Consider the following 12,954-nt stretch of genomic DNA (forward strand, 5'->3'; position numbering starts at 1 on the left):
ATCAGGTATTGATGATTTAAATTTTCATGGATAGAAGTTGAAGTAACTAAACGACAAACTGAAGGGTTGGTGAGAAATCACAGCAAATGCCAATTGGTATATGATTTTTAATTTTAAAAAGTACCGTGCTGAGCTATCTAGAGTTTAGCCTTATTTAACAGTTCATTTAACATAATAGCGAATCTACGAAATCTTTCTCATCACACTTTTTACACTCTAGCATCATGCCTAATTTCTCTTTGCATCCTTGTTCAGTCATCCCAAAGGTGAAAAAGAAGCGTTTGCAAACATGCAAGCTTATCGCGAAAAATACGGTATCTAAAAAGAAAAAGGCATACCCCTAAATAGGGGTATGCCTTTTTAATATTTACTTAAAACTGATAATTCAAACGCAATAACACATTACGTGGTGTGCCTGGCATGCTGTCCGAACGCCAGTACTCTTTATTGGTTAGGTTATTTACTGCAAGTGTGACATTCCACGGATCTGCACTATAGCCAATCGCTGCATCGACACGGTTAAAGCCTTCCATTTTTACTTGATTATTAATATTTGGATAATAAGAGCCCACATAGGTCACACCCACTTCGGTATACCACTGTTCAGTTGGTAAATAGCGAACAAATAAATTACCCGTGTTTTTAGATGTGTTGGCTAAATAGTTGCCTTCTTGTTCAGGTTTTTGTTTATCTTCTTTTACTTTTGCATCTGTGTAGCCATAACCACCACGGACAAAGACATTATCAAGTACGCGACCAATAAAGCTAAATTCAAGACCACGAGATTGATGCTGTCCCGCAGTTGCCCATACTTCTGGTTGCTCATTAGGATTTGGTTTATAGCGAATATTATTTTTACGAATATCAAAGACAGAAAATTGAGTATTTAAACGATTATCTAACCATTCGCTTTTTACCCCAACTTCATATTGCTCGTTATATTGAGGTTCTTTATCCATTTTTGTGACATCGGTGTTTCCAGTAACTTGGTTAACACCCATTTGTCCGCCAAATGGAGCAAAGCTTTTAGAGTAAGACGTATAAAAGCTATGTTCAGGAAGCGGTTGCCATACCAAACCAACATTCGGGCTAAAGCTGCTATCTTTTACATTACGGTGTTCTTTTGTCAGCTTGTTGGTGGTTGAAAAGTCAAAGTAATCGTAGCGCACACCCATCATGAGTTTAAGTTGGTCATTTAGACCAATTAAATCTTGAATAAATACGCCGTAAGTTGTGCCTTCATTATAGTTGTGCTGTTTCATCACTAGTGGGCCACTGCCACGACTATACTCTCGTTCCCCTGTGAATGGATTAACGTAGCCGTAAATAGAACCATTCTGAGCTTCATTTGCTAAGCGTGGCTCTCGTTGTTCATATGTCCAGTCTGTACCCATCATGATTTGATGTTCAAGTTGGCCTGTTTTAAACTTGCCTTTAATATCAAATGTATTTGTCGTTGTTTTATTGCTGGTTTGTTGCCAGTAGTAAATTTGGTCGACGTAACCTTTTTTAGTACAAGACTCATTCTTTGAGTTTTTACCATCTAAACCACAATAAGTTCCAAAATAAAAGTGGTCAAAGTTTTGTTCTGCTTGTCGGTAACTTGCTGCCCAGTGAAAGTTCCAATCAGGCGCATATTGATAATTCACATCGGTGCGGACCACTTGCAAAATATCATCCACATAATCGCCGTCTTGGGCAAATCCCATTTTAATTGAAGTCCCTGCAGGCAGAATGTCACGTGATGGTCCGCGATCAGGTACACGACCTAATTTGTCATAGGTGTATTGTGTGGTCCAAGTGAGTGTTCCATCATCATTTTTATAAGTAAAACTTGGTGAAAACATTTCAATTTTATTTTCAATGCCAGAGCGGAAGCTGCCTGACTCGCCATATTCTCCAGTTAAACGTACTGCTAAATTGTCATTAAGTACTTGGTTGATGTCAGCCGTTGTTCCGTAGTTATCATATGAACCAGCATACGCACCAACTGAACTTTTAGAGTCAAAATTGGCGAACTTACTCACCATATTCACAACACCGCCGCCAGCACTACGGCCATATAAAACAGAGGCGGGGCCTTTTAAAATTTCAATACGTTCGATATTTGCTGTACTACGACGTACTTGTCCGCTTTCACGTATGCCATCACGGTAAATATCACCTGTATCGGCACCAAAGCCACGAATCGTGATGCCATCACCACGCATATCGTAACTGGTTGATACACCTGGAGTGCCTTGTAGCATAACGCTTAAATCATTTGAGCCATAAATTTTATATTTCTGAACATCAATTGTATCAACGGTTTGAGGAATATCTTTTTTGTCTAAACCATTGCGTGTGACATTGGCTTTATCATAGTCGATATAACTTTTAATTGGATCGAGCTCACTCATGGCCTCAATTTTTATGGTGGGCATGGTAGCTGCCACTTTTGCGGCTGAATCAGTCGGTTCCTCTGCGTAGGCACCTTGAATATTCAAGATCATTAAACTGAGTAAGCTCAGCGGGAAAAGACGCTTCATTTGGGGAGATGGTATCGAAACTCTTAACATAAAAATAAAATCAATTAACAAAAATAAAAGTATAAATGATAATTATAATCATTTAATTGTTTAGAATAAAAGAACTATTATCTTAAAAAATGACATATTTATTTTTTAATAACTGATTTTTAATAAGTTAATTAGCAATTTAAACGAATTGTATGAGTTGACTCATTAGTTTTTCTTGTTAATTGGGTTTTAAAGGGGGCTTTTCATCGATTTAAAGCACCCTTCTGGAATTACGCGTTATTTTTGAGAACATCTAAAATATCCATTTCTGGATCATAATTTTCATCAATTGTTTTGCAAATTGCTTGTCCCACAATGACATGCGTGCCATTAAAGGTCATAGTGGGTGCTTCATATAACTCCCAGCCATGATTCAGAGCTTTAGTCACTCGTGCACAAAAAGCAGAGTCATCGGGGCCAGTTAAATAGCGATAAAGTTTCATGTTTAGCCTTTAAAAATAATATTTTATGATCATAGTTTAACTGAATTTACCTTAATTCAAGATAAAGAAATAACCGATAAGGTTTTACTGAAATTAAGAAAAACCAGTGAAAAATCTCAGTTATACTCATGCTAATTTAAATTTTAAGAAGAGCTTGAACATGCGTGTACTTGTCGTCATGGATCCGATTGAAACCGTAAACCTTAAAAAGGATTCAACCATGGCAATGTTGTGGGCGGCGAGCCGTCGTGGACATGAATTAGGTTATGCATTACAACAAGATTTATATATCGATCAAGGCAAAGCTTACGGCCTCATTTCACCGTTAAAGGTGTTCGAAGATTACAACCATTACTATGAGCTAGGCGAAAAGAAAAAAGAATCTATCGCGGCTTACGATGTTGTACTCATGCGTAAAGACCCGCCGTTTGACATGAATTTTGTCTACACGACTTACGTGCTTGAGCAAGCTGAGCGCGAAGGCTCCTGGATTATTAACAAGCCTCAATCACTGCGTGATTGCAATGAAAAACTCTTTGCAACGCAGTTTCCAGAACTACAAGTGCCTACACTTGTGACATCGCAACAAAGTTTAATTCGTGAATTTATTAAAGAACATGGCGATGTAATCGTTAAGCCACTTGATGGTATGGGTGGTATGGGAATTTTCCGTTTATACCAAGACGGTGTAAACATTGGTTCTACCCTAGAAATGCTTACAGAGCTAGGTACTCGTCCAATTATGGCTCAGCGCTACATTCCTGAAATTGTAGAAGGGGATAAGCGTATTTTAATGGTAAATGGCGAACCTATTCCTTACTGCCTAGCTCGTATTCCACAAAATGGTGAGGTGCGTGGCAACTTGGCGGCAGGTGGTCTAGGCCAAGCGCGTCCGCTTACTGAAAATGATAAGTTGATCGCAGCTAAAATTGGCCCTTTCTTGCGCGAAAAAGGTTTAGTTTTTGTAGGCTTAGATGTGATTGGTAATTATGTCACTGAAATTAATGTCACTAGTCCAACCTGTATACGCGAAATTGATGCTCAATTTGGTACATCCATTGCCGATGATCTATTTGATGTATTAGAAGCTGGTCGCACAGCTTAATTATTTATTTCAGGTGATTTTCAACGGTATTTATTGGAAATCACCTGAAAATATATGAATTAATAAAATAACAATACTAAATACACCACAGCTTTGTAGGCATATTTTCAAAAAAGCACATCTTTCTGTTATAAACGAGTGAAATTAGCTTTTCGTTAATGAAGCTTTAGGATTAAAATAAACGGCTACAAAAATAGATGACAATTTCCATTGTTTTTTGAGTTGAAGAATTAGACCGTGACCGATTCACAGCAAAGCAAACCCAAACATGTCATGATGATGGCTGCCGGTACAGGTGGACATGTTTTTCCAGCCCTCGCCGTAGCCAAACAACTTCAACAACAAGGTTGTCAGGTTTCATGGTTAGCCACGCCAACAGGTATGGAAAATCGGTTATTAAAAGATCAAAATATTCCAATATATCAAATTGATATCCAAGGTGTTCGTGGCAATGGATTAGTCCGTAAAGTTGCTGCACCTTTTAAAATTTTAAAAGCCACTTTTAGTGCAATGCGCTATATGAAACAACTTAAAGTTGATGCGGTTGCAGGCTTTGGTGGTTATGTAGCTGGTCCAGGTGGTTTAGCTGCACGTTTGTTAGGTATTCCTGTTCTCATTCACGAGCAAAATGCAGTTGCTGGTTTTACCAATGCGCAGTTGTCTCGTGTTGCTAAAGTCGTATGTGAAGCATTTCCAAATACCTTTCCTGCTGGTGGAAAAGTTGTAACCACAGGGAACCCTGTGCGTCGTGAAATCACGGATATTTTAAGCCCAAAGTGGCGCTATGATGAGCGTGAACAAGCGGGCAAGCCTTTAAATATTTTAATTGTGGGCGGGTCTTTAGGTGCTAAAGCACTCAATGAACGCTTACCTCCAGCATTAAAACAATTACAAGTTCCACTAAATATTTTTCACCAGTGTGGTCAGCAACAAGTTGAGGCAACTCAAGCACTTTATGCAGATGCACCAGCTAATTTAACTGTACACGTTTTGCCGTTTATTGAAGATATGGCAAAAGCTTATAGCGAGGCAGATTTAATTATTTGCCGAGCTGGAGCACTCACGGTAACAGAAGTTGCAACAGCAGGTGTGGCCGCAGTTTTTGTACCACTCCCTATAGCAGTTGATGACCATCAAACTGCAAATGCCAAATTTCTGGCGGATGTCGGTGCTGCGAAAATTTGCCAGCAATCGACCATGACACCAGATGTTTTAAATGAATTGTTCACTTCGCTGATGAACCGCCAATTACTTACTGAAATGGCAGTGAAAGCGCGTCAACATGCCCAACCAAATGCGACTCAGCATGTGGTTGATCTTATCCAAAAAATGTAATCGGATTTACTATGTCTCCATCAACAGCTGCGAACCAAGCAAAAAAACTGATTAAAGTGCCTGAAATGCGCCGTATCAAACACATTCATTTTGTGGGGATCGGTGGCGCTGGGATGTGTGGCATTGCAGAGGTTTTGGGTAACCAAGGCTATAAAATTTCCGGTTCAGACATTAAAGCGTCTAAAACTACAGAACAATTAGAGAAAAATGGCATCAAAGTTTATATTGGCCATCAACCGGAAAATATTAAAAATGCCAATGTGCTTGTAGTTTCTACAGCAATTGATCCGGAAAATCCGGAAATTAAAGCTGCAATTGAACAGCGTATTCCAATTGTTCGTCGTGCAGAAATGCTAGGTGAGCTTATGCGTTACCGTCACGGTATTGCTGTGGCTGGTACACATGGTAAAACCACAACTACAAGTCTTTTGACGACAATGTTGGCGGAAGAAAACCTTGATCCAACTTATGTTATTGGCGGCTTACTTAACAGTACAGGTGTAAATGCAGCGTTAGGTGAAAGCCGTTTTATCGTAGCTGAAGCTGATGAATCAGATGCATCTTTCCTTTATTTGCAACCAATGGCAGCGATTGTAACCAATATCGATGCTGACCATATGGACACCTATGAAGGTAGCTTTGATAAATTAAAAGATACGTTTGTACAGTTCCTTCATAACCTACCATTTTATGGTTTGGCTGTAGTTTGTGGTGATGATGCAAACATTCGTGAAATTCTGCCGCGTGTAGGCCGTCCGGTCATTACTTATGGTTTTAATGAAGATAATGACATTCGTGCAGTTGATATTGAACAAGATGGTATGCAATCGCACTTCACTGTGTTGCGTAAAGGTCGTGAACCATTGCGTTTAACAATTAATCAACCAGGCTTACATAATGTTTTAAATGCCTTGGCAGCGATTGGTGTTGCCACAGATGAAGGTGTTTCTGATGATGCAATTAGCCGTGCATTAGAAGGGTTTAGTGGTGTAGGCCGCCGCTTCCAAGTGCAAGGTGAATTTGAACTTGCTGATGGCAACGTTAAGTTAGTTGATGACTATGGACACCATCCGAAAGAAGTAGAAGCAACCATTAAAGCTGCACGCCAAAGCCATCCGGACCGTCGTTTGGTTATGTTGTTCCAGCCACATCGTTATTCTCGTACCCGCGATTGTTTTGATGACTTCATTGAAGTGCTCTCTCAAGTCGATCAATTATTACTATTGGAAGTTTACCCTGCTGGTGAAAAACCTATTGTGGGTGCAGACAGCCGTACTTTAGCGCGTAGTATTCGTTTACGCGGACAAGTAGAACCAATTTTGGTCGATCCGGTTGAAGGTAATTTGCAAAACATCATGCAAAATGTGTTACAACCAAATGACTTGTTATTAACACAAGGTGCGGGTAACGTGGGAGCAATTTCAGTAGAACTTGCACAACACCATTTGTATGTGAAATAAACAAAAAGTATTGAATAATCGGGTTAAGGATTTAAACGTGTCAAATGCTACAAAATTCGGCAAAGTTGCCGTGTTGTTTGGTGGGAAATCGGCTGAGCGTGCTGTGTCTTTGGATAGTGGTCAGGCAGTTTTGGACGCTTTGTTACGTTCAGGTGTTCAGGCTGAAGCATTTGATCCACAAGACCGCAGTGTGACTGAACTTGTAAATTATGATCGTGCATTTATTGTATTGCATGGTCGTGGCGGTGAAGATGGCCAAATTCAAGGTGTGCTTGAATGGTTAAATCTGCCTTATACAGGAACAGGTGTGCAAGGTTCTGCTATTGGCATGGATAAAGTTAAAACCAAGCAAATCTGGCAAGGTAGCGATTTACCTACAGCGCCATATCGCATTATTACTAAAGAAACAGATTTAGATGCGGTGATTGCTGATTTAGGCTTACCTGTCATTATCAAACCTGTACATGAAGGCTCGAGTGTCGGCATGAGTAAGGTTGAGAAAGCAGAAGACTTTGCTGCTGCAATTGAAAAGGCGACTCAGCACGACGCTGTGGTGATGGCAGAAAAATGGATCACTGGTCGTGAATTCACAATTTCATTCTTAAATGGACAGCCTTTGCCGGTTATTCGTTTGCAACCACCAGCAGATGTTGCTTTCTACGACTATGAAGCGAAGTATCAACGTAATGATGTAGAGTATGGTATTCCTTGTGGTCTCAGTGAGACTGAAGAGAAAAACCTACAAGCATTGTGTTTACGTGCTTTTCAGGCAGTGGGTGCAGAAGGCTGGGGTCGTATTGATGCGATGCAGGATGAGCAAGGCAATTTCTGGCTTTTAGAAGTAAACACTGTTCCAGGTATGACCAGCCACTCTTTAGTTCCAAAAGCTGCTAAAGCTGTTGGTTATAGCTTTGATGAATTGTGTGTTGCGATTCTTGAGCAAACATTGGAAGGTACGGCTTAAATATGGCACAACTTCCGGCTTCCATGCGCCGTAAACGTGCGGCCATCACCTCTATTCATGATAAACCGCCTACGCGTAAGCAGAAGCTTGCGAATGCTGGTGGATGGGTGCTGTTGGTTATTGCTTTTGTAGTGCTGGCAGTCGGAATTTATGGGTTATATAAAGTTATTACAGATGCAACAGTTGCAAAACTAGAAGTTGTAGGTTCAGCATCTTCTGTTGAAACCCAACAAGTGATGCAACATGTTGCTCCAATTATAAAAGCGAATTATTTCACATCTGATTTAGAACAGATTCGTGACAAAACATTAGAAATTTCATGGGTAGACCGAGTTGTTGTATCTCGTGCTTGGCCCAATGGTATTCGTGTTCGTGTCATGCCTCGACATGCTATCGCCCGTTGGGGGACAGGTCGCTTGTTAAGCGATGGAGGCGATGTATTTAGTGAGGCGGAGCCGACAATTCATCCTGAACTTCCGTTGCTTCATGGGCCGGTAAGTCAGTCAAAAATGATGATGCGACGCTATAATGAAATTAATCAATTATTCCATCCTGTTAATTTACGCTTAAAAGAGTTATATCTGACTGAGCGAATGACTTGGTTTATGCAATTTGATTCTGGTTTACGTATTATTGTTGACCAAGATCAAACAATGAATAAGTTGCAACGTTTAAGTCATCTGGCACAATCTGACTTAAAACCAGTGTGGTCGAAAATCTCAGCCATTGATTTGCGATATCGTAATGGATTATCTATTCAATGGAAGAACGCAACACCACCTAAAATTGTGAATGGTCAGTTTGTTGTAACGAGTGATGACACAAGCATTGCAGGTGGAACAAAAGCAAAGCCATAATACGTGGCTTTAAAATAGGCAATTTGCCTGGTATTAAACAACAAAGAAATGGTATGAGTGATGAGTGAAGCTGTTCCCTCAGTTGTTGCGATTGACATTGGGACGCATAAAGTTTCAGTTTTGATTGGAAAAATTCATGCGCCGGATAACATTCAAGTTATCGGTATGGCAACTGCTCGCAATCGAGGCATGAATAAAGGAAAAATTGTAAGCCTCGATAAAGTCATTGCTGCGATTAAAAATGCTGTTGCTGAAGCGGAAAATATGGCCGAATGTCGCATTCATAGCGCATGGGTATCTATTCCGAGTACCGAGTTGCAAAGTTTTTATGCCTCTGGTCGCACACCAGTATCTAATCCAGCACATGTGATTACAACAAATGAAGTCGTGCGCGCGTTAGAATTGGCAAAAGCAAGTCATGTGACTTCTGATTACTATTTAGCAAGTGCAGTGCCATTAGGCTTTGAGTTGGGTGATTCTGCTGAATGGGTGCAGAATCCAATTAATATGACTGCCCATAGTATGACTGGACATTATCAGTTAATGATGATGCCTATAGCGACTATGCAAAACCTTGATCGTGCCATGAAAGGTGCAAATATCGGGGTTGAAAAAATGGTGGTGTCTTGTCTGGCAACCGCTGAGGCAAGCTTGCTGAAAGATGAAAAAGAATATGGTGTTTGTCTGGTTGATATTGGCGCAGGCATTACCAATCTTGCTGTTTATCTAGATGGCCGTTTAGCTCTAGCACGTACATTGCAACGCGGTGGTGAGCACGTTACACGTGATATTGCTGCTGTATTGCAAACCACGACAGAAGAAGCTGAACGAATTAAAATTCTGCATGGTTGTGTCGATTTAAGTGCTGTTAAGCCAGATCACATGATTCAGGTAGAAGGAATTGATGGCCCTCAAACAATTAGCCGAATTGAGTTGTCAGAAATTATTATTGCCCGTTATGAAGAGATCTTTAGCCAGATTCGCGATGAACTCGAACAAAGCGGTGCAATTCATGGTTTATACCATGGGGTAGTATTGACAGGGGATGCTTGTCAAATAGAAGGTATGGTGAGTTTAGCTCGTCGTATGTTGGGTGTATCTGCACATTTGGGTAATCCGCCGTTACAGGTTTATGCTGATGATCAACATCAAGCAGCCTTACGTCGTTCTATGTATGCAACAGCAGCTGGTTTGCTCATGTTTAGCCAAAGTGAGTTGCAAGATGCTGTTGAAGAGCCTGAAGAGGCAAATGACCGTTCGGTATGGGAACGAATGGTAAATGGCTGGAATGCGTTTAATAGCAAGTTAAAAGCCATTTTTTAGGATGTATGTATTTATTGGTAGAATTGTTAGGAAGTTGTAAGAGAAAACCGCTGTACTTGACAAGGTTGGTATTGCACAGCATTCTTAAAATTAGTTATTTTTGAAAATCAAGGCAGTATACGGGCTGAAGTGACTGCCATAATGTATTAGGAACCCTAAAGGTCATGGCCTCATTTGAATTTATAGAAGATGAACTAAACGATGGCAACGGTCAAGCCCGTTTCACTGTATTTGGTGTAGGTGGTGGTGGCGGTAATGCCGTTCAACATATGGTGCAGTCTGATATTCAAGGTGTTAAATTCGTTTGTGCCAATACAGACAAACAAGCACTGGACTGTATGAATGCACCTTTCAAAATTCAGTTAGGCGAGCAAAGTACACGTGGTCTTGGTGCTGGTGCTAACCCCGAAGTAGGGCAAGTTGCAGCAGAAGAAAGCCGTGAAATCATCCGTCACCACCTTGAAGGTACGGATATGGTTTTCGTTACCGCTGGTATGGGTGGTGGTACGGGTACTGGTGCAGCGCCTGTTGTGGCTGAAGTTGCCAAAGAAATGGGCATTTTGACTGTTGGTGTAGTTACGACACCATTTAACTTTGAAGGCCGCCGTCGTTTAAAGTCTGCTGAACGTGGTATTGAAGCACTTGAAGCACATGTTGACTCATTGATTATTATCCCTAACCAACGCTTATTAAGCGTATATGGCGATATTTCAATGAAAGATGCTTATAAAAAAGCTGATGATGTATTGTTAAACGCTGTACGTAGTATCTTTGACTTGGTTGTTAACCGTGGTCACATTAACCTTGACTTCGCCGATTTGAAAACTGCAATGAGTACTCGCGGTTACGCAATGATGGGTGCTGGTTTAGGTCGTGGTGAAGATCGTGCGCGTCAAGCTGCTGAACAAGCGATCCGTAGTCCATTACTTGATAACGTAAATATTATTAATGCCAAAGGCGTGTTAATTAATATTACGGGTGGTGATGATATTACGCTACGTGAGACTGAAATCATTACTGACGTTGTGAACCAGATTGTTGACCTTGATGAAGGTGAAATCTTCTACGGTACAGTATTTGATCCAGATGCACGTGATGAATTACGCGTAACAGTGATTGCAACTGGTTTAACTCGTAATGCAGCAGATGCTGAACCAAGAAAACGTAATACGGTAAGCCATGCATCGTCTCAATCAGCTCAATCTGTTGATGAAGATGACGTTCCTGCAATTAATAAGCGTCAAAACGCCGATAATGAAGTCAGTAGCACAGCAAGTTCTACTCCGCGTTCTTCTCCAATGAGTATTCAAGATTACTTGAAAAATCAGCAACGTAAGTAAATTATCGTTAGATTTAGTGAAGGGCAGTGTTTAAACACTGCCTTTTTTTATTTTTGATCAATGACTAAATATGCTAACGTATAGCGGTTTTAAAAAAGAAGTTACAAAGCATGGTGAAACAGCGTACTCTCAATCGTGTGGTAAAAGCGAGTGGAATAGGTCTTCATAGCGGTCAAAAAGTGATGATCAATTTCATTCCACATACCGTGGATGGAGGTATTGTATTTCGCCGTATCGATTTGGATCCGCCAGTCGATATCCCTGCTAATGCATTGCTCATCCAAGAAGCTTTTATGTGCTCCAACTTGGTAACCGGAGATATAAAAGTAGGCACAATTGAGCATGTAATGAGTGCGATTGCAGGTTTAGGAATTGATAACCTGATTGTTGAGGTATCTGCTTCTGAAGTTCCAATTATGGATGGTAGTGCTGGTCCATTTATTTACCTTTTAATGCAAGGTGGATTACGAGAACTGGATGCACCGAAAAAATTCATAAGAATATTAAAACCAGTTGAAGCACTTATCGATGATAAGAAAGCAATTTTCAGCCCTCACAATGGTTTTCAATTAAATTTCACGATTGATTTTGACCATCCGGCATTTGCTAAAGAATATCAATCTGCGACGATCGACTTTTCGACCGAAACTTTTGTTTATGAAGTCAGTGAAGCACGTACTTTTGGTTTCATGAAAGATCTGGACTACCTGAAAGCAAACAATTTGGCACTAGGTGCAAGCTTAGATAATGCAATTGGTGTAGATGATACAGGGGTCGTCAACGAAGAAGGTTTACGTTTCGCTGATGAATTTGTTAGACATAAGATTTTAGATGCAGTTGGTGATTTGTATTTGCTTGGTCATCAAATTATTGCCAAGTTTGATGGTTATAAATCAGGACATGCTTTAAATAATCAGTTGTTACGCAATGTTCAAAGTGATCCGAGTAATTATGAAATTGTAACATTTGATGACGAGAGTCAATGTCCAATTCCATATGTGAGCGTGACATAAGTCCTTGTCTTTACTTGGCTATGTTATAATGTAACATTAAAAAATGTGATTATAATCACATAATAATAATGATTCTAATTAAGAAATAGAAAGCTCGTCATTTTTTATTGCTTGCCAAACGTAGTAAAGCTTGGCTAAGCTTAGGGTCGCTCACGAAGTCGGCTGCACTACGTAACATTTCTTGTGTTTCCGGGGGAATGGGTTTAGATGGCTCAGATGAGGGTACATTTGGAATATTTTTATTTCTCAATCGGACCTGAATTCGTTGTAAGTCTTTTAACCCTTCAAGCTGAGATAATTTAGATACATATTGGTTCTGTAAATAGCTGAGTTGACTAATCATCGCTTGATTTTCACCAGTAATGATTAAAGAGCCATTTTGATAACACACGACCTGCCATTGTTCCGGTTGGGGCAATAAGGGTTGGATAATTTTCGTAAGTCTTTGCCATTGCGCGACTTGCGTTGTTAGAAACGTAAGGTTTCCTGTTTTTATGTGTTTTCCGGTTTGTTGAAAAACGTTATCGGGTTTAGACATTGTCATTCTCGGATGGAT

At 40.2% G+C, this 12,954-nt stretch carries 11 protein-coding genes; 8 read left to right on the top strand and 3 right to left on the bottom strand.

Features of this window, described 5'->3' with window-relative positions; genetic code table 11:
• Window positions 1-371: 371 nt before the first annotated feature.
• Complete coding sequence (locus tag AAC388_RS00705; RefSeq protein ID WP_342371067.1) at window positions 372-2,558, bottom strand: TonB-dependent siderophore receptor; 2,187 nt, start codon at window positions 2,556-2,558, stop codon at window positions 372-374.
• Between the two features lie 230 nt (window positions 2,559-2,788).
• Entirely contained in the window at window positions 2,789-3,001 is a 213-nt protein-coding gene (locus tag AAC388_RS00710; protein WP_002122004.1) for a DUF1737 domain-containing protein, read from the bottom strand.
• A gap of 160 nt (window positions 3,002-3,161) precedes the next feature.
• Between AAC388_RS00710 and gshB the strand changes: the two genes are divergently transcribed.
• The 8 genes from gshB (at window position 3,162) to lpxC (ending at window position 12,398) form a co-directional block, all read left to right on the top strand.
• A complete protein-coding gene (gene gshB / locus AAC388_RS00715; protein WP_019767377.1) occupies window positions 3,162-4,106 on the top strand; it encodes a glutathione synthase in 945 nt (314 codons plus the stop codon).
• A 237-nt stretch (window positions 4,107-4,343) separates the two neighbouring features.
• Window positions 4,344-5,441, top strand: coding sequence for an undecaprenyldiphospho-muramoylpentapeptide beta-N-acetylglucosaminyltransferase (murG, locus tag AAC388_RS00720; protein WP_005078668.1), 1,098 nt, complete (start codon window positions 4,344-4,346; stop codon window positions 5,439-5,441).
• Between the two features lie 11 nt (window positions 5,442-5,452).
• Window positions 5,453-6,901, top strand: a complete 1,449-nt coding sequence (gene murC / locus AAC388_RS00725) for a UDP-N-acetylmuramate--L-alanine ligase (RefSeq protein ID WP_057075488.1) — start codon at window positions 5,453-5,455, stop codon at window positions 6,899-6,901.
• A gap of 37 nt (window positions 6,902-6,938) precedes the next feature.
• Complete coding sequence (locus AAC388_RS00730) at window positions 6,939-7,865, top strand: D-alanine--D-alanine ligase (RefSeq protein ID WP_005804424.1); 927 nt, start codon at window positions 6,939-6,941, stop codon at window positions 7,863-7,865.
• 2 nt (window positions 7,866-7,867) lie between these two features.
• Window positions 7,868-8,722 carry a cell division protein FtsQ/DivIB gene (locus AAC388_RS00735; RefSeq protein WP_014207933.1) on the top strand — a complete coding sequence of 285 codons (855 nt, stop codon included), beginning with the start codon at window positions 7,868-7,870 and terminating at the stop codon, window positions 8,720-8,722.
• Window positions 8,723-8,782: 60 nt separating this feature from the next.
• Window positions 8,783-10,045 (top strand): cell division protein FtsA, encoded by a 1,263-nt coding sequence (gene ftsA, locus AAC388_RS00740; protein WP_002122057.1) that lies wholly within the window; start codon window positions 8,783-8,785, stop codon window positions 10,043-10,045.
• Between the two features lie 164 nt (window positions 10,046-10,209).
• Entirely contained in the window at window positions 10,210-11,385 is a 1,176-nt protein-coding gene (gene ftsZ, locus AAC388_RS00745) for a cell division protein FtsZ (RefSeq protein WP_002121912.1), read from the top strand.
• A 110-nt stretch (window positions 11,386-11,495) separates the two neighbouring features.
• The gene (gene lpxC, locus AAC388_RS00750) at window positions 11,496-12,398 is read left to right on the top strand and encodes a UDP-3-O-acyl-N-acetylglucosamine deacetylase (protein WP_002121967.1); all 903 of its coding nucleotides are present in this window, start codon (window positions 11,496-11,498) and stop codon (window positions 12,396-12,398) included.
• Between the two features lie 97 nt (window positions 12,399-12,495).
• On the opposite strand, the gene AAC388_RS00755 is transcribed toward lpxC, so the two are convergent.
• Window positions 12,496-12,942 carry a DciA family protein gene (locus AAC388_RS00755; protein ID WP_017387570.1) on the bottom strand — a complete coding sequence of 149 codons (447 nt, stop codon included), beginning with the start codon at window positions 12,940-12,942 and terminating at the stop codon, window positions 12,496-12,498.
• Window positions 12,943-12,954: the final 12 nt, after the last annotated feature.

Origin of the sequence: Acinetobacter sp. D009 (assembly GCF_038562025.1) — a bacterium.
Taxonomy (GTDB): domain Bacteria; phylum Pseudomonadota; class Gammaproteobacteria; order Pseudomonadales; family Moraxellaceae; genus Acinetobacter; species Acinetobacter pittii.

Bases quoted from the DNA above. Each gene is read 5' to 3' on its own strand.
- AAC388_RS00735 (WP_014207933.1), top strand. From the start codon at position 7,868: ATGGCACAACTTCCGGCTTCCATGCGCCGTAAACGTGCGGCCATCACC.
- AAC388_RS00705 (WP_342371067.1), bottom strand. From the start codon at position 2,558: ATGTTAAGAGTTTCGATACCATCTCCCCAAATGAAGCGTCTTTTCCCG.
- AAC388_RS00755 (WP_017387570.1), bottom strand. From the start codon at position 12,942: ATGACAATGTCTAAACCCGATAACGTTTTTCAACAAACCGGAAAACAC.
- AAC388_RS00710 (WP_002122004.1), bottom strand. From the start codon at position 3,001: ATGAAACTTTATCGCTATTTAACTGGCCCCGATGACTCTGCTTTTTGT.
- ftsZ (WP_002121912.1), top strand. From the start codon at position 10,210: ATGGCCTCATTTGAATTTATAGAAGATGAACTAAACGATGGCAACGGT.
- ftsA (WP_002122057.1), top strand. From the start codon at position 8,783: ATGAGTGAAGCTGTTCCCTCAGTTGTTGCGATTGACATTGGGACGCAT.
- lpxC (WP_002121967.1), top strand. From the start codon at position 11,496: ATGGTGAAACAGCGTACTCTCAATCGTGTGGTAAAAGCGAGTGGAATA.
- murC (WP_057075488.1), top strand. From the start codon at position 5,453: ATGTCTCCATCAACAGCTGCGAACCAAGCAAAAAAACTGATTAAAGTG.
- gshB (WP_019767377.1), top strand. From the start codon at position 3,162: ATGCGTGTACTTGTCGTCATGGATCCGATTGAAACCGTAAACCTTAAA.